Annotated in this window: 24 protein-coding genes; 17 read left to right on the top strand and 7 right to left on the bottom strand. The window is 68.4% G+C overall.

From position 1 onward, the window contains the following. Positions 1-108: 108 nt before the first annotated feature. Both ABZ444_RS42045 and ABZ444_RS42040 read left to right on the top strand, forming a co-directional pair. Positions 109-1,269, top strand: coding sequence for a hypothetical protein (locus ABZ444_RS42045; RefSeq protein ID WP_358009572.1), 1,161 nt, complete (start codon positions 109-111; stop codon positions 1,267-1,269). Between the two features lie 278 nt (positions 1,270-1,547). Then, complete coding sequence (locus ABZ444_RS42040; RefSeq protein WP_358009570.1) at positions 1,548-1,742, top strand: hypothetical protein; 195 nt, start codon at positions 1,548-1,550, stop codon at positions 1,740-1,742. Here the strand turns inward: ABZ444_RS42040 and ABZ444_RS42035 are convergent. Further along, positions 1,687-2,733 (bottom strand): 5'-nucleotidase, encoded by a 1,047-nt coding sequence (locus ABZ444_RS42035; protein ID WP_358009568.1) that lies wholly within the window; start codon positions 2,731-2,733, stop codon positions 1,687-1,689. The genes ABZ444_RS42040 and ABZ444_RS42035 overlap by 56 nt on opposite strands. Further along, positions 2,734-2,994 (bottom strand): GntR family transcriptional regulator, encoded by a 261-nt coding sequence (locus ABZ444_RS42030; RefSeq protein ID WP_358009566.1) that lies wholly within the window; start codon positions 2,992-2,994, stop codon positions 2,734-2,736. A 140-nt stretch (positions 2,995-3,134) separates the two neighbouring features. On the opposite strand from ABZ444_RS42030, the gene ABZ444_RS42025 reads away from it, so the two are divergent. The 5 genes from ABZ444_RS42025 (at position 3,135) to ABZ444_RS42005 (ending at position 10,062) form a co-directional block, all read left to right on the top strand. Continuing rightward, entirely contained in the window at positions 3,135-3,350 is a 216-nt protein-coding gene (locus tag ABZ444_RS42025; protein WP_357984996.1) for a DUF397 domain-containing protein, read from the top strand. Positions 3,351-3,619: 269 nt separating this feature from the next. Continuing rightward, positions 3,620-4,414 (top strand): inositol monophosphatase family protein, encoded by a 795-nt coding sequence (locus tag ABZ444_RS42020; protein ID WP_358009564.1) that lies wholly within the window; start codon positions 3,620-3,622, stop codon positions 4,412-4,414. Positions 4,415-4,909: 495 nt separating this feature from the next. After that, positions 4,910-6,424: a hypothetical protein gene (locus ABZ444_RS42015; protein WP_358009562.1), complete on the top strand. Its 1,515-nt coding sequence runs from the start codon at positions 4,910-4,912 to the stop codon at positions 6,422-6,424. Positions 6,425-6,862: 438 nt separating this feature from the next. Further along, a complete protein-coding gene (locus ABZ444_RS42010; protein ID WP_358009561.1) occupies positions 6,863-8,389 on the top strand; it encodes a hypothetical protein in 1,527 nt (508 codons plus the stop codon). Between the two features lie 182 nt (positions 8,390-8,571). Beyond that, the gene (locus ABZ444_RS42005; protein WP_358009559.1) at positions 8,572-10,062 is read left to right on the top strand and encodes a hypothetical protein; all 1,491 of its coding nucleotides are present in this window, start codon (positions 8,572-8,574) and stop codon (positions 10,060-10,062) included. A 64-nt stretch (positions 10,063-10,126) separates the two neighbouring features. Here the strand turns inward: ABZ444_RS42005 and ABZ444_RS42000 are convergent, their stop codons facing one another. Both ABZ444_RS42000 and ABZ444_RS41995 read right to left on the bottom strand, forming a co-directional pair. Further along, positions 10,127-11,485: a hypothetical protein gene (locus tag ABZ444_RS42000; protein ID WP_358009558.1), complete on the bottom strand. Its 1,359-nt coding sequence runs from the start codon at positions 11,483-11,485 to the stop codon at positions 10,127-10,129. 278 nt (positions 11,486-11,763) lie between these two features. After that, on the bottom strand, positions 11,764-12,972 hold the full coding sequence (locus ABZ444_RS41995) for an NADP-dependent malic enzyme (protein WP_358009556.1): 1,209 nt from the start codon (positions 12,970-12,972) through the stop codon (positions 11,764-11,766). Positions 12,973-13,235: 263 nt separating this feature from the next. Here ABZ444_RS41995 and ABZ444_RS41990 point away from each other — a divergent pair, with 263 nt between their 5' ends. From ABZ444_RS41990 to ABZ444_RS41975, 4 genes are read left to right on the top strand one after another with little or no spacing between them, the layout of a single operon-like run. Next, positions 13,236-14,093 carry an ABC transporter substrate-binding protein gene (locus tag ABZ444_RS41990; RefSeq protein WP_358009554.1) on the top strand — a complete coding sequence of 286 codons (858 nt, stop codon included), beginning with the start codon at positions 13,236-13,238 and terminating at the stop codon, positions 14,091-14,093. 3 nt (positions 14,094-14,096) lie between these two features. Further along, entirely contained in the window at positions 14,097-14,924 is an 828-nt protein-coding gene (locus ABZ444_RS41985) for an amino acid ABC transporter permease (RefSeq protein ID WP_357985021.1), read from the top strand. Next, positions 14,921-15,664 (top strand): amino acid ABC transporter ATP-binding protein, encoded by a 744-nt coding sequence (locus tag ABZ444_RS41980; protein WP_358009552.1) that lies wholly within the window; start codon positions 14,921-14,923, stop codon positions 15,662-15,664. The genes ABZ444_RS41985 and ABZ444_RS41980 overlap by 4 nt, the downstream gene beginning before the upstream one ends. Positions 15,665-15,719: 55 nt before the next feature. Further along, positions 15,720-16,148 (top strand): CGNR zinc finger domain-containing protein, encoded by a 429-nt coding sequence (locus ABZ444_RS41975; RefSeq protein WP_358009550.1) that lies wholly within the window; start codon positions 15,720-15,722, stop codon positions 16,146-16,148. Between the two features lie 4 nt (positions 16,149-16,152). Here the strand turns inward: ABZ444_RS41975 and ABZ444_RS41970 are convergent, their stop codons facing one another. After that, positions 16,153-16,446 carry a S24 family peptidase gene (locus tag ABZ444_RS41970; RefSeq protein WP_352331378.1) on the bottom strand — a complete coding sequence of 98 codons (294 nt, stop codon included), beginning with the start codon at positions 16,444-16,446 and terminating at the stop codon, positions 16,153-16,155. Positions 16,447-16,535: 89 nt separating this feature from the next. Between ABZ444_RS41970 and sodN the strand changes: the two genes are divergently transcribed. The 3 genes from sodN to ABZ444_RS41955 all read left to right on the top strand — a co-directional run bounded on the left by sodN (position 16,536) and on the right by ABZ444_RS41955 (position 18,286). Next, positions 16,536-16,937 (top strand): superoxide dismutase, Ni, encoded by a 402-nt coding sequence (sodN, locus tag ABZ444_RS41965; RefSeq protein ID WP_352331376.1) that lies wholly within the window; start codon positions 16,536-16,538, stop codon positions 16,935-16,937. Between the two features lie 126 nt (positions 16,938-17,063). Then, a complete protein-coding gene (locus tag ABZ444_RS41960) occupies positions 17,064-17,489 on the top strand; it encodes an anti-sigma factor (RefSeq protein WP_352352342.1) in 426 nt (141 codons plus the stop codon). Between the two features lie 17 nt (positions 17,490-17,506). Further along, a complete protein-coding gene (locus ABZ444_RS41955; RefSeq protein ID WP_352352343.1) occupies positions 17,507-18,286 on the top strand; it encodes an RNA polymerase sigma factor SigF in 780 nt (259 codons plus the stop codon). On the opposite strand, the gene ABZ444_RS41950 is transcribed toward ABZ444_RS41955, so the two are convergent. After that, complete coding sequence (locus ABZ444_RS41950; RefSeq protein WP_358009548.1) at positions 18,283-18,666, bottom strand: hypothetical protein; 384 nt, start codon at positions 18,664-18,666, stop codon at positions 18,283-18,285. The two genes, ABZ444_RS41955 and ABZ444_RS41950, sit on opposite strands and share 4 nt — an antisense overlap. Positions 18,667-18,755: 89 nt before the next feature. On the opposite strand from ABZ444_RS41950, the gene ABZ444_RS41945 reads away from it, so the two are divergent. Further along, positions 18,756-19,721 (top strand): diacylglycerol kinase family protein, encoded by a 966-nt coding sequence (locus ABZ444_RS41945; RefSeq protein ID WP_358009546.1) that lies wholly within the window; start codon positions 18,756-18,758, stop codon positions 19,719-19,721. A gap of 275 nt (positions 19,722-19,996) precedes the next feature. Beyond that, positions 19,997-20,245 carry a WhiB family transcriptional regulator gene (locus tag ABZ444_RS41940; RefSeq protein WP_358009544.1) on the top strand — a complete coding sequence of 83 codons (249 nt, stop codon included), beginning with the start codon at positions 19,997-19,999 and terminating at the stop codon, positions 20,243-20,245. Between the two features lie 199 nt (positions 20,246-20,444). On the opposite strand, the gene ABZ444_RS41935 is transcribed toward ABZ444_RS41940, so the two are convergent. Then, the gene (locus tag ABZ444_RS41935) at positions 20,445-21,914 is read right to left on the bottom strand and encodes a histidine kinase N-terminal domain-containing protein (protein WP_358009542.1); all 1,470 of its coding nucleotides are present in this window, start codon (positions 21,912-21,914) and stop codon (positions 20,445-20,447) included. 474 nt (positions 21,915-22,388) lie between these two features. Here ABZ444_RS41935 and ABZ444_RS41930 point away from each other — a divergent pair, with 474 nt between their 5' ends. Further along, positions 22,389-23,108, top strand: a complete 720-nt coding sequence (locus tag ABZ444_RS41930; protein ID WP_090772855.1) for a GntR family transcriptional regulator — start codon at positions 22,389-22,391, stop codon at positions 23,106-23,108. The last annotated feature ends 9 nt before the right edge of the window (positions 23,109-23,117 follow it).

The raw sequence follows: 23,117 nt of genomic DNA, 5'->3' as shown, positions 1-23,117 counted from the left end.
CTACCGAAAATTTCCAATCACCCAGTCAGCGTTATAGGTTCCGGGTCGTCCGTTTGCTGAATTTCGGGGTGCAAGAGGCGCCTCCTGTCAGCGCAACCTGGAGTTACCTTGAAGCGAATCCTCCTCCCCGTCGGCGGCGCGGTCGTGGCGACCGGCCTTCTGGCCGCCGGGCTCTCCGCCACCGCCCAGGCCGACGGCGATGTCTCCCACGACCCGATGGCCGGCAGCAACTCCCAGGCCGCCTCGATCGCCTCCTTCTGGATCGCCTCGAACGGCGCCGCCCTCCGCCAGGCCACTCAGTACACCTGGGACTCCAAGGAAGTGCGGAAGGTCGTCTCCAAGGGCGGCTACGACCCCGACGGCCGTCCCGGCATGACCGCGCCGACCGGCGCCCAGAAGGCCGGCGCGTCCCAGAACGTGAACCTGCCCAAGAGCATCGGCAAGGTCTTCTTCGTCGACGGCTCCGGCAAGTTCCGCTGGTGCTCGGCCACCTCCATCCAGTCGGGCAACCGCAACCTGGTCGCCACCGCCGGCCACTGCGCCTACGACACGGACAGCAACAGCGACACGCTGTCCAACTGGGTGTTCGTCCCGGGCTACTACCAGGGCAAGGCCCCCTGGGGCATCTACGTGGGCAAGCAGGCCTTCACCCACTACGACTTCGACAACTACGAGGACTACGACCGCGACTACGCGTTCGTCACCGTCTACAACGGCATCCAGTTCGACGGCGTGAAGCAGGTGGACCGCAAGGACTACGAGCGCTTCAGCGGCCCGAAGCGCGCCTGGGGCGGCCACTACTACATCCTGCTGTCCAAGGACGCCGGCCGGCTCGGCGACGCCGTGGGCGGCCAGGGCTTCGCCTGGAACCAGCCGACGGGCAAGCCCGTCCGCACCTTCGGCTACCCGGCGGCCCCGCACCCCGACGGCAGCAGGCCGTACAGCGGTGTCACGCCGAAGCACTGCTACGGCAAGACGACGGCCAAGACCGTGGGCGCGTCCTGGCTCAAGATCGAGGAGCACGTCGGCCTGAAGTGCGCCGTGACCCCCGGCTACGACGGCGGACCGTGGCTGCTGAACTACAGCAACGCCAAGCGTCTCGGCTACGTGAACGGTGTCACCAGCACCTTCGCGGACCAGGACGGCAACGACCGCATCGACTACATCACCTCGCCCTACTTCGACGGCGAGACGGCGGCCGTGTACAAGGCGGCCACCAACTTCCCGTCGGGGAAGATCGTGGGGCCTGACGGAGAGCTCTACAAGTAAGCCCTCACCAGGGGAGAGAGGGCCCCGGCGTTGCTCCTTGCCGCCGGGGCCCTCACCTGTCCCCACCCCCGGAAAGCCGCTCCACACCCGATCGACTTCACCGGGGAAGGCGGGCTCTTGTGGGGGCGGAGCCTTCCGGATCAGGCGCCTGCCGGCGCACCCCAGCACCTCCGGCGCCATGGACCCCCCACCGACGACGCCCAGCCGGCCACGACGGTCCTTGAATCTGCAGCGTTTCGGGGCGTGATTCGCCAGCCCTTGTGGCGCAAGATGTCGGTATGACCGAGGACCAGGACGAGCCCGCGACCGCTCCCGCCCCGACGGCCCCGGAGGTCACGATCACCCTCGACCCCCACGTCAAGGCGTACGTCGACCGAGCGGTGGAGGACGGTGAGTTCACATCCGTGTCCGCGGCCTTCAACGAGGCGATGCTGGAACGGATGCGCCGCCGCCCCCGCGTCCGCAGCTGGTGACCACGAGAGGCAGAACAAGCGGCACCGGCCGTCCGTCACGGACGCACGTCCGGCCCGCTGACCAGCGGACGGTGACGCGGTCGCCCGCCGGCGCCGGCGCCGGCACCGGCGAATGAGCGGCCAGATGGCTCGCCAGCGCCCCGGTGTCGTCCGGCCCGCTGGTGTACGTGGTCGTCCCCTCCCAGCGCGGCCACCCGTCGAAGCCCGCGATGAGGCTCCAGGCGCCCGCGACCTTGATCTCCTGCGTGGCCCTCACCGGCACCCCGTCGAGCGTCATCGACATGACCTTCCCGCCGCCGAGGGTGTAGCGCAGCCCGGCGGACGGGGTCAGCACCCAGCCGGCCGGATTGGGAGTGGCCAGCAGCGCCTTGAGCTGACCGCCGGTCATGGTCTGGACGTCGATGGCCGGCCCAGCGGGATGCACGTTCCACAGTTGCTCGAACCCGATCGGGCCGGCCGGCAGGTCCGCCTTGACGTCGTACCGGTTGACGAGCGCGACCTGCGCGCCGGAGCGCGCCCGCACCGACTCCAGTTGCGCGTCGGCCGCCAGCTCGGCCATCGGGCCACCGGCGGCCGTACGGGTGACGGCCTCGGCGGCCTCGCCGAACGTCTCCCCGGACGGCGGGGTGTTGCACTTGAAGTAGTAGAGGACGTCGGGCCGCAGGCCGTCGGGCTGGTTGATCTCGATCTGGACCGAGTAGTCACGCGAGTCCGGCGCCGACTCCCACGTGACGGTCTCCAGCAACGCCCGGTGGACGATCAGACGCTTGGCGGGCACGACGAGCGTCTTCCACTCCCCGGCGCCGACGAGGCGGTACTGGATCGTCTGCTCGCCCGCCGGCAGCCCCCGGAAGTACCCGTGGACGTCGAAGCCGACCGGGCACTTCGACGCCGTGGTGCGCTCGAAGGCGATGGTCAGCTTGCCGACGTTCGCGGTGGCGTCCGAGGCGGCCTGCGCACCCGTCGCGAGCACCCCCACCGCCAGGCCCACTCACGCGGAACCACGCGACACGAACGTCCCCCGCCCATGGACGACGACCAGCAGGCCGCGCTCCGCCAGATCCCGGACCGCGCGCCGGACCGTCACCCGGGAGACGCCGTACTGGGTCGCCAACTCCAACTCGGCGGGCATCTTGGCGCCGGGAGCCAGCAGGCCGGAGGCGATGTCGTTCTCGACGTCCTCGGCCAGTTGCCGCCACACCAGGTTCGGCCCGACATGATCGATGCGGTCGCTTTTGTCCACCAAGGCCATAGAAAAACGCTAAGGGACGCAGAACCTTCGAGGACAAATGACTACCTCATCCAAGGTATGGAGAGGTCCTATCATGTCTAGTGCTTGTATCTTCCAGGCGATCCCCCCGCGGGCCGCTGACGAGACGAAAGGAAGCACTCATGACAGACCTCTACGGCGGCAGCCTCGATGACGTGCCCTTCACCCAGCTTCGCGGCGGCGGCCCGCAGGGCGAGCACATGGAGACCTGCGTCCTGATCGCCCAGATCCCCGGCATCGACGACGCCTACGCACTCCGCGACTCGAAGAACCCCGACGCCGGAACGCTCCGATTCACCGGCACCGAGCTGCGCGCCGCCGGAATCGCCACGATCTAGCCGAGACAGGGACAGCCGACCCCTGCCCGAAACCCGGCCCTGAGGACCGAAACGAGCAGGGGCGGCCCCGCAGGCCGGCGGCGGCCCTCGACCTGCTCCCCCGAGGCGTCGACGTGCAGTGAGGAGAATGGCTCCAGAGCGGCCGGTTCCTCACGATCGGCGTGATCTGCTGCCCGAACCGGCACGTCTCCCATCCATGCCCGATCAACCGCCCCCACCGACGAAAGCCCCCTTCAGCCCCATAGCGTCCGATGTTTAGCATGAGAGCCATGCTGATCGACGCGGTGACCGAGATCCTTCGCGAGACCGCCGAGATCGCGATCCTCCCCCGGTTCCGCGCCCTCGCCGCCGGCGACGTCTCGGAGAAGACACCGGGCGAAGTGGTCACCGTGGCCGACCGCGAGGCCGAGGAGCTGATCAGCCGCCGCCTCCGCGGCCTCCTGGACGTCCCCGTCGTCGGCGAGGAGGCGGCCTCCGCCGACCCCGCGCTCCTCTCCGCCCTGCACGACGCCCCCACCGCCTGGCTCGTCGACCCCCTGGACGGCACGGCCAACTTCGTCGCCGGCCGCCCCGAGTACGCGGTGATGGCCGCCCTGGTCCGATACGGCCAGACGGTCGCGTCCTGGATCGTGCGACCGGCCGAGGACGACGTCTACGTCGCCGAGCTCGGCTCGGGAACCTGGCGGAACGGCATCCCCGTCCACCGCTCCGCGCCTCCCGCCGACCCCGCCCGGCTCCGCGGCGCCGCCCTCACCCGCTTCCTGGACGACGACGCCAAGGCCCACGTGGCCGCAGCCGCACCCCGGTTCGCCTCCCTCACCCCGGGGACGAAGTGCGCCGGCGTGGACTACCCCCGCCTCCTGAACGGCGACCAGGACTTCCTGCTGTTCCACCGGACGCTCCCCTGGGACCACGCGCCGGGCGTCCTGCTGCTGACGGAGGCCGGCGGCACCGCCCGCCACCTCGACGCCACCCCGTACAGCCCGTCCGTCCCCAAGCTGGGACTGCTCAACGCAGCCGACGCGGCCTCCTGGCGGACGGTGCGCACCATCCTTCTCCCCTGACGCTCAGGGTCGCGCCTGCCGCCGGCCCTGGCTTCGCCATGCCCAAAAGCGACAAACACCCCAAATGGCCACATAGCACGCAGGCCAGGTTGGACCCGAATCCCCTACGAAATCGGCCAGATTGTCGAAACCTGAGGGATCCTGACGCGAACCTGAAGATCACCTGTGAACCGGGGGCCGATTTAGACGAATGGGACCCCAATCTGGTTCCTGTGATCTGGATCACATTCGGCCGATCACAGAGAGCGACAGATCCCTAACGGAACTTTCGTCCCGGAGTACGGATTCCCTACAGGGCCAGCGAAAACATCTCTTTCCGGTAACATCACGCCCAAGCCTCTGACAGATAACAGCACGGTAACGGCGAAACGGGCCCTTACCGATCCCCTCAGAACGGCTTTCACCTGCGGAGATCACTGGCTATGTTCCTTGCTATCCCTTTACTGACGCATGGGACGCATGTTGCGACCCACGACAGACCAAGGAGCAGTTCCCTTGAAGCGCATCCTCATCCCCGCCGGTGGCGCCATCCTGGCTACCGGCCTCCTGGCCGCCGGCCTCGCCGGTACGGCCTCGGCCGACAGCGACATCTCCACCGACGCGATGGCGGCGAGCGCGGCCAACGCGAAGGCCATCGCCCAGTTCTGGGCCGAGAGCAACGGTGCCGCCCTCCGGGCCGCCACCGAGTCCAACGTCTGGGACAAGGCGGACGTCGCCAAGCTGCAGAGCAAGGGCGGCTACAGCGCCGACACCAAGCCGGGCACCACTGCCCCGATTGGTGAGGAGAAGAAGACCACCGCCAAGACGCAGAACGTCAACATGCCGAAGACCATCGGCAAGGTGTTCTTCGTCAACGGCAAGGGCGAGAAGAAGTGGTGCTCCGCCACCTCGCTCCAGTCGAAGTACCGCAACCTGGTCGCCACGGCCGGTCACTGCGTCTACGACACCGGCGCCAACGCCGATGTCATGTCCAAGTGGGTCTTCGTCCCCGGTTACTACCAGGGCAAGGCTCCGTGGGGCATCTACGTGGGCAAGCAGGCCTTCACCCACTACGACTTCGACGTGTACGAGGACTACGACCGCGACTACGCGTTCGTGACCGTGTACAACGGCGTCCAGCTCGGTGCCGGCACCGCCGCCAAGGTCACCTTCAACGAGTACAAGGCTGCTCAGGCGAAGAACCAGGCGACCGACATCAAGGCGTCGGAGATCAAGAAGGAAGAGTACGAGTCGGCCATCAAGGACCCGACGAAGCTCCCCTACTACGACACCAAGCCCGGCACCGACAAGAAGATCGTCGGCCCGGACTACCCCGGTGCCGTCGTGAACAAGAAGGAAGTCTCCAAGGCCACCTACGAGGCCGCCAAGGCCAAGGGCACCGGCCGCGGCGAGGGCTTCATCTACGGCGAGCCGGTTGTCGAGCAGGTCGACAAGGCCACGTACGACAAGTTCGAGGGCGAGAAGAAGCGGGACACCGCTGGCAACTACCTGATCACGCACTACTACGTTCAGGAGTGGTTCGTCCCCGGCACGGACACCAAGTACTACCGCCTCGACTTCTACGTGATCGAGGGCTTCGCCAAGGACGCCGGTCGCCTCGGCGACAACGTCGGTGGCCAGGGCTTCGCGTGGAACCAGCCCACCGGCAAGGACGTCCGCGTGTTCGGCTACCCGGCCTCGGCGCACCCCGACGGCCACAAGAACTACACCGGCATCACGCCGAAGTGGTGCTACGGCAAGACCACCAAGAAGCTGGTCGGTTCGGCCGCCAAGAAGATCGAGGAGCACGTGGCGCTCAAGTGCGCCATGACCGAGGGCGCCGACGGTGGTCCTTGGCTCCTCAAGTACAGCAACGCCAAGCGCCTGGGCTACCTGAACGGTGTCACCAGCACCTTCAACGACCAGGACGGCAACAACCGCGTGGACTACATCTCCTCGCCGTACTTCGACGGTGAGACGAACGTCGTCTACAAGGCCGCTGCCAACGTTTGGTCCGGCAAGATCGTCTAATGACGGCTTCCGACGACCGGTCTTGACCGCTCGTACGAACCGTCAGCAACCGAAGGGCTCGGCATCCGCCGGGCCCTTCGGCCTTTCCGGGCCGGAAAGTGAAGGCGTTTGGACGCATGCGACGCCGAAACGGTGCCATCAACTCAATGTGATCTGCGTCACACTCTTGAGTGGAGCTCGATCGGGCCAGCCGACGGGGCTCGCCGACGCCGCTCACATCTTCTTTATGTTGATCAGGGCAAACAGTCCTAAGCCCGCCTTCGCCCCACTGCTGCGAAACAGGCACTTAAACATCACAGAACGATAACGCCCGGCTTGTCGCATCTTTTCCTCTCAAAGCGGCTACCGGATTTCAAGATCGACACTGTATGTTCCTGGCTATCCCTTTACTGACGCATGGGACGCAAGAGGCGTTCCACGACAGCGCAAGGAGTTACCTTGAAGCGCATCCTCCTCCCCGCCGGTGGCGCCCTGCTGGCCACCGGTCTGCTGGCTGCCGGCCTCGCCGGTGCCGCCCAGGCCGACCCGGACGTCGACGCCGCCGCTCTCGCTGCCAGCGAGCAGAAGGCTGCTGAGATCCTGGACTTCTGGACCAAGTCCGACAACGCTGCCCTGAAGGGCGCTACGGCGTACTACTGGGACAACAAGGACGTCAAGAAGATCGTGCAGAAGGGCGGGTACGTCGCTGACGGCAAGCCCGGCTCCACCCCGCCGATCGGCGCCGAGAAGACCACCACGGTCAAGTCCCAGAACGTGAACCTGCCGAAGTCCATCGGCAAGGTGTTCTTCGAGGGTCGCGACGGCAAGCTCTACTGGTGCTCCGGCACCTCGATCCAGTCGCACTACCGCAACCTGGTTGCGACGGCTGGTCACTGCGTGTACGACATCGCCGCCAACGACGAGGTCGTCTCCCGCTGGGTCTTCGTCCCGGGTTACTACCAGGGCAAGGCTCCCTGGGGCATCTACGTGGGCAAGCAGGCCTTCACGCACTACGACTTCTCGAACTACGAGGACTTCGACCGCGACTACGCGTTCGTCACCGTGTACAACGGTGTCGGCGGTGTGCTGAACCAGCCCACCAAGGTCACCTTCGAGGAGTACAAGGCCGCGCAGGCCAAGGGCCAGGCGACCGACATCGCCGCCACCGAGGTCAAGGAGGCGGAGTACACGTCGGCCATCAAGGACCCGACGAAGCTCCCCTACTACGACATCAAGCCCGGCACCGCGAAGAAGGTCACCGGCCCGGACTTCCCCGGTGCCGTCGTGGACAAGAAGGAAGTCTCCAAGGCCACCTACGAGGCCGCCAAGGCCAAGGGCACCGGCCGCGGCGAGGGCTTCATCTACGGCGAGCCGGTTGTCGAGCAGGTCGACAAGGCCACGTACGACAAGTTCGAGGGCGAGAAGAAGCGGGACACCGCTGGCAACTACCTGATCACGCACTACTACGTTCAGGAGTGGTTCGTCCCCGGCACGGACACCAAGTACTACCGCCTCGACTTCTACGTGATCCAGCACGTGATCAAGGACGCTGGTCGCCTCGGCGACAACGTCGGCGGTCAGGGCTTCGCCTGGAACCAGAAGACCGGTCAGTACGTCCGTACCTTCGGCTACCCCTACGCCAAGCACCCCGACGGCTCGAAGCCCTACTCCGGCGTTACGCCGAAGTGGTGCTACGGCAAGACCGGCGCGAAGGCGACCAAGGTCCCGAGCCTGAAGATCGAAGAGCACATCTCGCTGAAGTGCGCCGTCACCGGCGGCTACAACGGCGCCCCGTGGCTCCTCAAGTACAGCAACGCCAAGCGCATGGGCTACGTCAACGGCGTGACCAGCGTTCTGTACGACACGGACGGCAACGACCGCTGGGACTACATGTCCTCGCCGTACTTCGACGGTGAGACCAACTCGGTCTACGCCGCCGCGGCGAACGTGTGGTCGGGCAGCATCATCCCGAAGGCTGACAGCTGATCTTCGGAATGATCCTGGGCTGAGGGTCCAAACCTCCGCTCTACCTAGCTTTACCCGAAGGGCTCGGCATCTGCCGGGCCCTTCGGCCTTTCCGGCGATAAACCGAGAAGAACCCTTACCAGAGTGACTAAAGGGTCGATAGGGTTTTGACGCCCTTCTTGACAACCCGTGTGGAGCCTCCCTTGAAGCGCCTGCTCATCCCCCTCGCTGCCGCCAGCTTGAGCGCCGCCGCGCTTGCCATCCCCGCCGACGCCAACCCTCATTGGGTCACCGACGACCTGAGCGCCAAACCCTCGGACGCCTACAGCGCCGCGTACTTCTGGCTCGCCGCCAACGGCGCTGCGCTGCGCAAGGCGACGCAGTACCAGTGGGACGCCAAAGACGTCTCCAAGCTGGTCGCGGCCCGCGGCGAGGAGGACGGCGCGCCCGACGGCAAGCCCGGGCTGACCGCCCCCACCGGCGCTCCCAAGCCCAGCGCGAGCAAGAACGTCAACCTGCCCAAGACCATCGGCAAGGTGTTCTTCGTCGACAGCTCCGGCAAATACCGCTGGTGCTCAGCGACCTCGATCCAGTCCCGGCACAGAAACCTGGTGGCGACCGCCGGCCACTGCGTCTACGAGACCGGCAAGGACGTCTACAGCAAGTGGGTCTTCGTGCCCGGCTACTACCAGGGCAAGTCCCCCTGGGGCGTTTACGTCGGCGCCTACGCCTTCACCGCCTATGACCTCGACACCTACGACGACTACGACGGGGACTTCGCCTTCGTCGCCGTGCACAACGGTTTCACCCTGGCGGGCGAGAAGCAGGTGCAGGCCAAGGAGTTCAAGGCGTGGGGGGGCGACAAGTGGATCAAGCCCCGCGAGATCGACGCCAAGGAGTTCGAGAAGTGCCTGTCGAACCTCGGCGACTGCTGGTCCGAGGGGGAGGACAAGCCGGCCGACGTCGTCGGGCCTGACTATCCGAACGCCGTGCTGGAGAAGGTCGAGGTCGGCGAGGAGGCGTACAACGCCGCCAAGGTCGGCAAGGGGAGCGGCTTCAAGTTCGGCGAGCCGGTCATCGAGCAGGTCACCAAGACCCAGCAGGACGCCTACAAGGGGCTCGGCAAGAAGGGCGCCGACAAGTTCGGCAACTTCACGATCACCCACTTCTACACGCAGAAGTGGGTGAAGCCCGGCACGTCGCGGAAGTACTTCATGCCGGAGTACGTCATCGGCGTCGCCAAGGACATGGGCCGGCTCGGGGACGTCGTCGGTGGGCAGGGCTTCGCGTGGAACCAGCCGCGCGGCCAGAAGGTCACCGTCTTCGGCTACCCCGCCGCCCCCCACCCCGACGGCGACAAGCCCTACACCGGCGTGACCCCCAAGTGGTGCTCCGGCACGACCGGCACCAAGACCTACCAGGTCAACACCTTCCGGGTCGAGGAGCACCAGGTGCTCAAGTGCTCCATGACCCCCGGCGCCGACGGCGGCCCCTGGCTCATGAAGTACGACAACGGCAAGCGCACCGGCTACGTCAACGGCGTGACGAGCATGTTCCACGACCAGGACGGCAACGACCGGATCGACTTCATCAGCTCGGCCTACTTCGACGGCGAGGTGGCCGACGTCTACAACAAGGCCAACTACGCCGAGACCAAGAGCATCGTCGGCCCGAACGGCGAACTGCTCAAGTAGGACCACCGACGAAGCCCCGGACCGCGGAAGAGGGCGGCCCGGGGCTTCACCCGTCCTGGAGCCGTCACACGGACGTGAGCTCGCGCGTACGCTCGCGCAACGCCATGACGGCCCGCTCGTTCTTGTAGGGCTCCAGCCGCCGCCGCAGGTCCGCCGCGTACGACCGGGACCGCGCCGACTGCAGCTCTCCGGCCAGCGCCAGCGCGTTGCCCGCCGCCTGGCACGCCTCCTCCAGCTCACCGCACTCCAGCAACCCGGCCGCCAGCAGCGACAGGTTGAACATGCGCCCCCGCACGTACCGGGTGTCCATGTCGAGGGAGCGCCGCGCCAGCCGCACCGTGCGCTCGCCCTCCCCCAGGTCGCGGAAGCAGTGGGCGAACTTGGCCGACAGGTAGGCCTCGTCGAAGTAGCTGAGCCAGCGCGGCTCCTCGGTGGGCCTGCGGGCGTCGAAGGCGAGTTCGGCCTGGTGCAGGGAGGCCCCGCAGGACCTGGAGTCGCCGAGGCCCGCGTGCGCGTGGGCCTCCAGCACCTGCGCGGAGGCCAGCAGGGTCTGGACGCCGGCCCGCCGGGCCGCGAGCTGGGCGGCCCTGGCCAGGTCGAGGGCGTGGGCCGGCTGGCCCATGTAGATGGCCTGATGGGCCATGCCGGCCAGGATCTCGCCGCCCAGGGTGTGGTCGTCGGCGCCCCTGGCCAGGCGGAGGGCCTGGATGAGGTAGCGCTGGGCCAGGCCGTGCTGCTCCATGTCGTAGGCCATCCAGCCGGCCAGGCGGGTCAGCTCGGCGGCCGCGGCCGCCAGCTGCTTGCCGGTGGACTCGCCGTAGCTGCCGTCCTTGAGCAGGGGGGAGACGGCGGTGTCGAGGTACTTCACGACGGACGAGCGGACCCGGCCGCTGCCGAAGCGGTTGTCGAGCTCGCCGAAGGACCGGGTCACCTCGTGGATCGCGGCGATGTCGACCCTGCCCACCCGGCGCGCTCCGGTGCCGCTGGGACGCCCTTCGGGAGGCGCCGTCAGCCAGCGGATGGCTCCGACGGATCCTGCTCCGATCGCGAAGGTGGAGTCGATCAGAAACCTCCGTCTCTCCACGTCGGCCCGCCACAACGCCGTCACGGTCGCGACCCCCTCCTGCCACGTGTGGGTGAACTCCTGGCCGAGATCGAGGGGCGTGATGTTGGTCGGCATGCCCAGATCCTCCGAGCTCACCGGGCGGCCCAGCCGCAGCGCGAATATCTCTGTGAGCAGGCACGGGACGGGATCCCGTGGCTTCTGACCCCCGATCCACCGCAGCACGGAGCTGTGGTCGTACTTCAGCCCCGGGGTGCCGCGCGCGGCTCCCAGGTCATTGAGGCGCCTGGCCAATCCCTTGTGGGAGAAACCCGCCTCCGCGATGAGCTGCTGCAGCAGTCGGTTAGGCTCGCGTTCCATCGCTCTCCTCGTCACAGGAGTCGGCGCCCACATCCTTACAGAGCGCTATTTTTATAGCACGTTGTGTAAAGGCTTTTCGGCAGTTCCCCAAGGTCACGCGAACTCCGTCGCAGTCCCTTCGCCAGCCCTGCTCGGGATCAGGACCTGGATCCGGCTCACCTGGACGGGGAGCTCACCTACCCATGCCTCGGGCGGGAAACCGTAATGCCTGCTGACCTGCGCGGAAGAGGGAAACAAACGAGCGGGGGCCGATCGGGCCCCCGCTCGCTGACGGTGGATCAGGCGCGCGCGACGCCGTCGGCGCGGGCCTGGGCGGCCACGGCGGCGGTCACCGCGGGGGCCACCCGCCGGTCGAACGGGCTCGGGATGACGTACGTGGCCGAGAGGTCGTCGCCGACGACGGCGGCCAGCGCCTCGGCGGCGGCCACCTTCATGTTCTCGGTGATCGTCGTGGCCCGCACGTCGAGGGCGCCACGGAAGACCCCCGGGAAGGCCAGGACGTTGTTGATCTGGTTGGGGAAGTCGGAGCGCCCGGTGGCGACCACCCTGGCGTGCCGGGCGGCCACCTCGGGATGGACCTCCGGGGTGGGGTTGGACAGCGCGAAGACGATGGCGTCGGGCGCCATGGACGCGATGGCCGCCTCGGAGACGGTCGAGCCGGACAGCCCGAGGAAGACGTCGGCGCCGGCCAGGGCCTCCTCGGTGGAGCCGGTGTGGCCGGCCCGGTTGGTCTCGCGGGCCAGGGCCTCCTTGACCGGGTTGAGCCCTTCGCGGCCCGCGTAGATCATGCCCTTGGAGTCGGCGACCGCGATGTCGCCGATGCCCGCGTTCAGCAGGATGCGGGTGACGGCGACGCCGGACGCGCCCGCGCCGGCCACGACGGCGCGCAGGTCGCCGAGCGCGCGGCCGGTCAGGCGCGCGGCGTTCCGCAGGGCGGCCAGGGCGACGATGGCGGTGCCGTGCTGGTCGTCGTGGAAGACCGGGATGTCGAGCAGGTCGCGCAGGCGGTCTTCGACCTCGAAGCAGCGCGGGGCGCTGATGTCCTCCAGGTTGACGCCGCCGAACGACGGCGCGAGGCGCACGACGGTCTCGACCAGCGCGTCGACGTCGGTGCAGTCGAGGCAGATCGGGACGGCGTCGACGTTGCCGAACTCCTTGAACAGCAGCGCCTTGCCCTCCATGACCGGCATGGCGGCCGACGGCCCGATGTCGCCCAGGCCGAGCACGGCGGTGCCGTCCGTGACGACGGCGACCACGTTGGAGACCCAGGTGTAGTCGTTGACCAGCGAAGGCGTTTCGGCGATGGCGGTGCAGACCCGGGCGACGCCGGGCGTGTAGGCGAGCGACAGGTCGTCGGCGTCGCGGACGGGAATGGTCGAGCGGACCTCCAGCTTGCCCCCGCGGTGGAGCGCGAAGGCCGGATCGAGGTCGAGCGGTTCGACGGAAGCAGAAGCGGGCGTGGCAGACACAGCGACCCCTGTATTCATCGGAGCGGAAGAGACCTTCGGCGTACGAGCGCGAGTGGGCTGGCTTCGGTAGCTGCCAAGCTCCCCCTCGTCGGTCGTCTCTGAGGGGTTACGGGGGTCACCCGTCTCCCCATAGTGCCACATGGTGAGATGGTCGATGGTGTCGGAGCCGACGCCGTTCCGTTGACGCATTGTTAAACGCGGGATGACGGACCGCAGCTAAACCCCCTTTAAACTGCACAAAACGCAAGTTACGTGGCATAACTCTTTCGAGGAGGCCGTACATGGCCCTCAGCCCCAAGGGCCGCCGTGGCTACGCTGTCGGCGCGCTCGCCCTGACCGCCGCTCTCGCCCTCAGCGCCTGTGGCAGCGACACCGGAGGCTCCTCCGGCAGCACGACCGGCGCGAGCACCTCCGCGGCCGGCGGCGTGAAGCTCGTCCAGCCCGGCAAGCTCACGGTCTGCACGAACATCCCGTACGAGCCGTTCCAGTTCAAGGACGACAGCGGCAAGATCGTCGGGTTCGACGTGGACATCGTCGACCTCGCCGCGAAGAAGCTCGGCGTGACCCAGAACATCGTGGACATCGACTTCGCGGTGATCAAGAGTGGCGCCGCCATGGCCGCGGGCAAGTGCGACGTGGCCGCCGCCGGCATGACGATCACCGACGAGCGCAAGCAGAACATCGACTTCTCCGAGCCCTACTTCGACGCCACCCAGGCGCTGCTGGCCAAGAAGGGCTCGGGCGCCAAGTCCCTCGAGGACGTCAAGGCCAAGAACCTCAAGCTGGGCGCGCAGGCCAGCACGACCGGCCTCGACTATGTCAAGAAGCAGGGCCTCAACCCCACCGAGTACGCCGACTCGGCCAAGGAGCTGCTGGCCCTGCAGGCCGGGCAGGCCGACGTGATCGTCCAGGACCTCCCCGTGGTGCTGACGTGGCTGAAGAAGCCCGAGATCGCCGAGAAGTTCGAGCTGATCGCCAGCCTGGACACCGGCGAGCAGTACGGCATCGGCCTGAAGAAGGGCGCCGACCCGACCCTGCTCAAGACGATCAACGAAGAGATCACCAAGGCCAAGCAGGACGGCAACTACGAGAAGATCTACGTGAAGTGGTTCGGCAAGAAGCCCGGCGAGCTGGGCTGATCCATGGCCGACCAGCCGAAGACCGCTGAGCCCGGCCGGGCCGGGCTCAGCCCTCGGAAGAAACAGCGGATCACGCGGGCCGTCCAGTACGTCGTGCTGGCCGCCGCGCTCGTCGCTGTCGTCCTGTACGCCGACTGGGCCAGCCTCGCCCAGAACTTCGCCAAGGTCGACGTGGCCAAGCAGGCGCTGCCCGACCTGTTCACGGTCGCGCTGCGCAACACGATCATCTACACGGTGGGCGGCTTCGTCTTCGCGTTCGTGCTCGGGCTGCTGCTCGCGCTCATGCGGTTGTCGCAGGTGCGGCCGTACCGGTGGATCGCGGGCATCTACATCGAGATCTTCCGCGGCCTGCCGGCGCTGCTCATCTTCCTGATGATCACCTTCCTGCCGCTGGCGCTGCCCGGGTTCGAGGTGCCGTTCGGCACGTACGGACAGGGCATCCTGGGCCTCGGCCTGGTCGGCGCCGCCTACCAGGCGGAGGTCTTCCGGGCGGGCCTGCAGGCGGTCCCCAAGGGCCAGACGGAGGCCGCCAGGTCGCTCGGCATGTCCGCGACCCGGGCACAGGTGACGGTGGTCATCCCGCAGGCCATCCGCATGGTGATCCCGCCGACCACCAACCAGTTCGTGTCCCTGCTCAAGGACTCCTCGCTGGTGCTGTTCCTGGGCGTCTCCGGCGAGTACGTCGAGCTGGCCAAGTTCGGCAACGACCTGGCCTCCCAGTACGCCAACGCCACGCCCATCATGGTCGCCGGCGTGACGTACCTGATCGTCACGATCCCGCTGGGCTACCTCGCGTCCCGGCTCGAGGGGCGTAAGCGGAGGAGCCAATGACGCACGCCATCGAGCTACGAGGGCTGCACAAGTACTTCGGCACGAACGAAGTGCTCAAGGGCATCGACATGACCGTCGAGCCGGGCCAGGTGGTGTGCGTCATCGGGCCGTCCGGCTCGGGCAAGTCCACGCTGCTGCGCTGCGTGAACCTGCTGGAGGAGCCCACCAAGGGCAAGGTCTACGTGCAGGGCGTGGAGGTGACCGACCCCGACGTGGACATCGACGCCGTACGACGCCGCATCGGGATGGTCTTCCAGCAGTTCAACCTGTTCCCGCACATGACCGCGCTGCAGAACGTCATGATCGCGCAGCAGCGTGTGCTGAAGCGCGGCAGGCGGGAGGCCGAGGTCGTGGCCCGGGAGAACCTGGAGAAGGTGGGCGTCGGCGCCAAGTGCGACTCCTACCCCACCCAGCTCTCCGGCGGGCAGCAGCAGCGGGTGGCCATCGCCAGGGCGCTGGCCATGAACCCCGACCTGATGCTGTTCGACGAGCCCACCTCGGCGCTCGACCCCGAGCTGGTCGGCGACGTGCTCACGGTCATGCGCAAGCTGGCCGAGGAGGGCATGACCATGCTCGTGGTCACCCATGAGATGGGCTTCGCCCGCCAGGTGGCCGACCGGGTGGTCTTCATGGACGGCGGCGTCGTCGTCGAGGACGGCGAGCCCGCCCAGGTGATCGGCGACCCGCAGCACGAACGCACCCGCACGTTCCTGCACCGGGTCCTGCACCCGGAGGAGTGAGCCGTCCGGGCCCCCGGAGGTGCCGGGGGCCCGGCGACTCGTGTAATACTCCCGCATGGACCTGACCTCTTACGCAGAGTGGGCGGTCCGCCTGATCAACGATCCCGCCCCTCCCCCGGAGCTGACCGCCCTGCGCGCCGAGCTGGGCGCCGTGTTCGACGTCGCGAGCGACGCGCGCGCGGTGGCCGAGCGCCTCAACGCCCTGCTCGTGCGCTACCCGGTGCACCCGCGGCTGTCGGACCACGACGGCCAGGGCTGGCACCTCCATCTGGCCGACGACTCCGCCGCCAGCGCGGTGATGGGCCTGGCGGCCGTCGTCGCCGAGGTGGGCGCCGACCGGCTGGGCCGCTGCCACGAGCCGCGCTGCGCCCGCGCCTTCCTCGACACCTCCTCCAACCGCTCCCGCCGCTACTGCTCGCCCCGCTGCGCCACGCGCGCCAACGTGGCGGCCTACCGGCGCCGCAGGAGCGCCCAGGAGGGCTGAGGGGTCACCTGCGGCGCACCAGCGGCCAGTAGCGCAGCACGACGCGCCCGACGATCTCCTCGACCGGCCCGAAGTCCCAGCTGTCGCGGCGCCCGCCGGCGCGCTGGTTGTCGCTCTCCAGCCACCAGCCCCCCTCGCCGTGCCACTGGGCGCGTTTCACGATGAGCTGATCGGGGTCGCCGGGCAGCCGGGCCACGACGAGGTCACCCGGATGGACGGCGGCTCCCCGGCGGACCAGGAGCCAGTCGCCGGGGACCAGCGCGGGACGCATCGAATCGCCCTCGACACGCACTCTCATGGGCAGAGACCCCCTACTCCGCAGGCGTTGGGACCCGAGTAAGGTCGGTTGTGGACCAAGCTGATTCAGCATCAAGGAAGGACTTTCTGATGCTCGCACGACTGCTACGACCCAAGCATGTCGCTTCCGCCCACTGCGACCTGCCCTGTGGGGTCTACGACCCCGCCCAGGCCCGGATCGAGGCCGAGTCGGTCAAGGCGATCATGGAGAAGTACGAGGCCAGCGACGACCCGGTCTTCCGCACCCGCGCGCTCATCATCAAGGAGCAGCGGGCCGAGCTGGTCAAGCACCACCTGTGGGTGCTCTGGACCGACTACTTCAAGCCGCCGCACCTGGAGCAGTACCCCCAGCTGCACCAGCTCTTCTGGGAGGCCACCAAGCTGGCGGGCGCCGCGGCCGCCAAGGGCACCGTCGACGGCGGCAAGGCCGACGAGCTCCTGGCCAAGATCGACGAGATCTCCAAGATCTTCTGGGAGACCAAGGCCGCCTAAACGGCACAAAAGGCTCTGTGCGGTCCAGACCGCACAGAGCCTTTTCCGTTGATGGCGAGTCTGAATCCGCCAAGCACCTCCCGGGGGCGGTAAGTTGCAGTTGGCGTCGGAAACGCGAGGAGGAACGTGACCGAGGAAACCGAGACGCGTGCGGAGGGTGTAGCGGGCATCCGCGACGTGGTGAGCATCAGGCTCCCCGCCGCGAGTGCTTACCTGTCGGTGCTGCGCACGGCCACCGCCGGCCTGGCCGCCCGGCTTGACTTCACCCTGGACGAGATCGAAGATCTGCGCATCGCGGTCGACGAGGCGTGCGCCATGTTGCTGAGCGAGGCGGTCCCGGGCACCGACCTGACCGCCGAGTTCGAGCTGACCGGCGACGTGATGAAGGTCAGCGTCGAGGTGGCCACCGTCGGCAGCTCCGCCCCCAAGCGCGACGACTTCGCCTGGATGGTGCTGACCGCCCTGGCCGACGACGTCGACGCCGTGACCGACTCCCCCGACCGCATGGCGATCGTCCTGCGTAAGCGCCGAGGCGCAGCGAGGCCGGCGTGACGGAAAGGACTGGAGCCATGGCCACCAGCGAACACGCCGTGCCCGACAGGGTTCGTGCCCGCTTGCTCTTCGCCGAGCTGGCCGAGCTGGGTCCCGAGGAACCGCGACGCCAGCGCATCAGGGATGAGCTGGTCGAGCTTCACCTTCCGCTGGTCGAATACCTGGCCCGGCGCTTCCGCAACCGCGGCGAGTGGCTCGACGACCTCACCCAGGTCGCCACGATCGGCCTGATCAAGTCGATCGACCGGTTCGATCTCAAGCGCGGGGTGGAGTTCTCCACCTACGCCACGCCCACCATCGTCGGCGAGATCAAGCGGCACTTCCGCGACAAGGGCTGGGCGGTCCGGGTGCCGCGCCGCCTGCAGGAGCTGAAGCTCTCGCTGACGAAGGCGATCAGCGACCTGTCGCAGCGCGAGGGCCGCGCGCCCACCGTCGCCGAGCTCGCCGCCTACCTCAAGATGACCGAGGAGGAGGTGCTGGAGGGCCTGGAGTCGGCCAACGCCTACTCCACGGTGTCCCTCGACGCGCCCGACTCCGGCGACGACGACGCCCCCGCGGTGTCCGACTCGCTGGGCATCGTGGACGAGTCGCTGGAGGGCGTCGAATACCGCGAGTCGCTCAAGCCGCTGCTCGAACGGCTGCCGCCGCGCGAGAAGCGCATCCTGCTGCTGCGGTTCTTCGGGAACATGACGCAGTCGCAGATCGCGACCGAGCTGGGCATCTCGCAGATGCACGTGTCCCGGTTGCTGGCCCGTACCCTCGCCCAGTTGCGCGAGGGGCTGACCGCGGAGGACTAACCGTCCCCGTAGAGAGCATGGGTGGTGGGGGGCGCGAGCAGCGCCACCAGCCCGGTCAGGGCGACCACGATCAGCGGTACGCCGATCAGTGGCTGGTCCGACTGGATGAGCGTGACCCCGACGGGCAGCAGGAAGATCTGTGCCAGCACGCCCGGCGACCTCCCCCACCGCTCCGCCCGCAGCAGGCCGCCGCAGGCGACCCAGAGCAGCCCGGCCCCGATCAGCAGCCCGAAGGCCGACTCGGCGATGGCCGTGGTGAGACTGTCAGGTGTGCTCACCACCGTCTCCACCGCGACGTAGATCCCGAGCCCCAGCGCGACGAGCCCCTCCAGGGCCACGACGACGGCGGCGACGAGCAAACTCCACGGACGCTTCGACACAGCCAAACCCTATCCGCCCCCGGGTCCGGTCCCGCCGGGGATGTTCCCCCACCCCGAGCAGGTCGGCGATCAGCGACTACGCTGGCGATATGCGCGCAATGTTGCTGGTCAATCCCAAGGCCACCACCACCAACGCCCGCACGAGGGACGTGTTGATCCGCGCGCTGGGCGCGGCCGTGGAGCTGTCGGTGGAGGAGACCGGCTACCGGGGGCACGCCGCGACGCTGGCGGCCACGGCCCGCGCCAAGGGCTTCGACGTGGTCGCGGTGCTCGGCGGCGACGGCACGATCAACGAGACCGTCAACGGCCTGCTCAACCCGGTCAACGGCCACGACGTCCCGCCGGCCGACGATCCGAGCTCCGGCCGTCCCGGCCTCATCGTGATCCCCGGCGGCAGCGCGAACGTGTTCGCCCGCTCCCTCGGCCTGCCTAACGACCCGGTCGAGGCCACCGGCGCGGTCCTGGAGGCGCTGAGAGAGGGCCGGCGCCGGACCGTGGGCCTGGGGCAGGCGCTCTGGGAGGGAGAGAACCGGTACTTCACGTTCTGCGCGGGCATGGGCTACGACGCCGAGGTCGTACGGGCCGTGGAGGGCCTGCGGGGCACGGGGAGGAAGGCCACTCCTGCCCGGTATGTGAACACCGCTCTGCGGCACTATCTGGCCACGGACAAACGGCACGCCCCGATGACCCTGACCGGGCCGGGCATCCCGGCGGCCGAGGGCGTGTTCATGGCGATCATCACCAACACCTCGCCGTGGACGTACCTGGGGGCCAAGCCGGTGACGCCGACGCCTTGGGCGAGTTTCGAGACGGGGCTCGACCTGCTGGGGCTGAGGCGGATGGGGCCCATCCAGATCGCCGGGCTGATCCGGCAGATCCTCACGGAGAGTGACGCCGTCCCCTCCGGCAAGCACCTCGTCCAGCTGCACGACGAGGCCGAGTTCACCCTCGCCGCCGACCGTCCCGTGGCCTTCCAGCTGGACGGGGACTACCTGGGCGAACGCGAATCCGTAACGTTCCGGTCTACCCCGAACGCGTTACAAGTTCTGGTCTAGCTGGTTACATTCGGTCATTGTGTGACGCATCCGACATCCATAACCGCCAAAACTTCGCCCCAACCCCCTTGCGTGCACTCTCCGTGGCTGGAAGGCTCAAGACTGACGTCGGAACGTAGGACCTTTAACAACCCCAAGGCCCTCCGGCCGTCAGGCGGACAACCCCGGTCCAACACCTGGATTCGGGTAATTGTTCGCGCGAGTTAGTGAAACTCTTCACAAAGTAGTAGCCGCACGGAGCCGACCAAAGGTTCCATCTACTAAGGAGTGGACGCATGGACTGGCGCCACCGAGCTGCCTGCCGTGACGTGGACCCCGAGCTGTTCTTCCCGATCGGCAACACCGGCCCTGCCCTGATGCAGATCGAAGAGGCCAAGCAGGTCTGCCGGTCCTGCCCGGCCGTCGACGCCTGCCTGAAGTGGGCGCTGGAGTCCGGACAGGACGCCGGCGTCTGGGGCGGCCTGAGCGAGGACGAGCGCCGCGCCCTCAAGCGCCGCACCGCCCGCGCCCGCGCCTCCGCCTGATCTGCCCAGTCTGATCTGCCCAGCCTGATCTGCCCCACCTGATCCACACCTCCGATCGACCCTGCTTTCCCCGCAGGAGCCGCCCAGCTTGGCGTGATCGACGTTTCCGCCAAGACCCCGTCGCGTCGTGTACGCGGCGGCCAGGCTCGTACGGACCGGGCGCCGCCCCTGAAGGGCGGTCGCCCGGCCCCACGGAGCCTCACGCGGACGGCAACGGGATCGACAACCCCACGTGCGTGCCGCCGCCCTTCCGCGGCTCGATCGTGAGCTTGCCCGACAGCTCCCCCTCCACCAGCGTGCGGACGATCTGCAGCCCCAGACTGGTGGACTTGTCGAGGTCGAAGTCCGCAGGAAGGCCGCGCCCGTCGTCCCAGACGGTGACGTTGAGCCGGTCGGGGGCGGGCTCGACCAGCACCTCCATCCGCTTGGGACGCCCGTGCTGCAACGCGTTCTGCAGCAGCTCGGTCAGCGCCATGGCCAGCGGCGTGGCGATGAGCGAGGGCAGCACGCCGAACGCGCCCACCCGGCGGGGCGTGACCGCCGCCTCGGCCGCCGACACCTCGCCCGCCATCGCGATCACCCGGTCGGCGATCTCGTCGAAGTCGACGAACTCCTCCGGCGCGTGCGACAGCGTCTCGTGCACGATGGCGATCGAGCCGACGCGGCGCACGGCCTCCTCCAGCGCCTCGCGGCCCTCGGGCACCTGCAGGCGCCGCGCCTGGAGCCGCAGCAGCGCGGCGACCGTCTGGAGGTTGTTCTTCACGCGGTGGTGGATCTCGCGGATCGTGGCGTCCTTGGTCATCAGCTCGCGCTCGCGCCGCCGCAGCTCGGTGACGTCCCTTATGAGGACGAGCGCGCCGATGCGACCGCCGCCGACGATCAGCGGGATGGCTCTGAGCTGCACGATCGTGCCGCCCGACTCGACCTCGGTCTCCTTGGCCGCGCGCCCGCTGGCCACGATCATCAGGTCTTCGTTGATCGGCTCGTCGGAGTAGCACAGCGTCGCCGTCACCCGGCCCAGCTCGGCGCCGACCAGGTCGGCGTGCAGGCCCAGCCGCCGGTAGGCCGACAACGCGTTGGGCGAGGCGTACGTGACCCGCCCGGCCCGGTCGAGCCGCAGCAGGCCGTCGCCGACGCGGGGCGAGCGGACCAGGATCGGCTCCTCCCCCGAGAACGGGAAGCGCCCCTCGGCCACCATCTGCGCCAGGTCGGACGCGCTCTGGAGGTAGGTCAGCTCCAGCCGGGACGGGGTGCGGGCCGAGGACAGGTTCGTGGAGCGCTGGATCACCCCGAGGAAGCGGCCCTCGCCGTTGTCGACCGCCCGGCGCACCGGGATCGTCTCCTCGCGCACCGGGACCCCCGTGGACCAGTCGGGATCGCCCTCGCGGCAGATGCGGCGCTCGTTCCAGGCGGTGTCGATGAGGTGGCGCTCGCCCTTGGCGGCCACGCTGCCGACGATGTCGTCGTGGTAGACGGTGGGGCCGGTGGTGGGGCGCATCTGGGCGATGGCGATCCAGCCGTTCTCACCGAGCAGCGGCGCCCACAGGATGAGGTCGGCGAAGGACAGGTCGGCCAGCAGCTGCCAGTCGGAGACCAGCGAGTGCAGCCAGTCGAGGTCCGCCTCGTCGAGTGCGGTGTGGCGGGCGACGAGGTCGCTGAGAGTCGGCACGAGTGCATCATGCGTGCTTTCGCCGCCAAGAGCCAAACCGACCCCCTGATCGAATGCCCAGCTCCTGGCCGGGGAAGGACTCCGCACGGCGGGGCACGGGTGCGGCACGGGTGCGGCACCGTGCACCCGCCGCGACTTTCGGGGAATCTCATACTGTGAGAACCGTCACACGGCGGGATCGCTCGATCCCCATGACGGGGCTTCACGGGCATTGCCGGAGGTGATCGACACGGGCGGGTGGCTCCTCGACGACGCGGGCCTGACACCGGCCTCGGTTGCGATCGCGCACGCTGCTGTGGATATCCTTCACAATCAGTCTGAGCTGCCCGGATTCGCGCGTACTTGGCGGTGTGCGCGCTCCGTGCGGATATGCCGTCCTCCCAGGTGGTTGACCGCTCGGGCCGATATGAGTTCCGATGATCTCGCGGTGATCAGACACGCCCTCACCGCCGTGCCAGAAGTGAAGGTGAGAGCGTGACCGACGACGGCCCCCGCGTTCCCAAGTACTACGACGTGAAACGCAGTCTTCTGGAGCTCACCAAGAGCCTGCCCGCGGGCACCGCCCTGCCTCCCGAGCGCACGCTGGCCGTGCGGTTCGAGACCTCGCGCACCACCGTCCGCCAGGCGCTGACCGAGCTGGTCGTGGAGGGCAGGCTGCTGCGCATCCAGGGCAAGGGCACGTTCGTGGCCCAGCCGAAGGTGGCGCAGGTGCTCCAGCTCACCTCCTACATCGGCGACCTGCGCACGGCGGGCCTGGAGCCGGACACGAAGATCCTGGAGATCGGCTACATCACCGCGGACGAGGCCCTGGCGCGGCGGCTGGCCATCAACCCCGGCGGCCGGGTGCTGCGCATCCACCGGCTCCGGCTGGCCAACGGTGAGCCGGTGTCGATCGACACCACCCACCTGTCCGCGCGGCGCTTCCCCCGCCTGCGGCGGGAGCTGGAGGTGCACGCCTCCCTGTACGAGACGCTGCACAACGCCTACAACGTACGGCTCACGGACGCCGAGGAGATCATCGAGACCGTGCTCGCCACCCCGTACGACGCCAAGGCCCTGGGCGTGGACGTCGGCCTGCCGATGCTGCTGCTGACCCGCCACGCCTTCGACGCCGACGGCAACCCGGTGGAGTGGGCGCAGTCCCTCTACCGCGGCGACAGGTACAAGTTCGTCACGCGCCTGCGGCGCCCCTGACCGGGATGG

It is taken from the genome of Nonomuraea sp. NPDC005730, from assembly GCF_040630865.1.
Lineage (GTDB): Bacteria > Actinomycetota > Actinomycetes > Streptosporangiales > Streptosporangiaceae > Nonomuraea.
The sequence above is the reverse complement of the archived record's forward strand: the minus strand, read 5'-3'. Positions and strand labels throughout refer to the sequence as shown.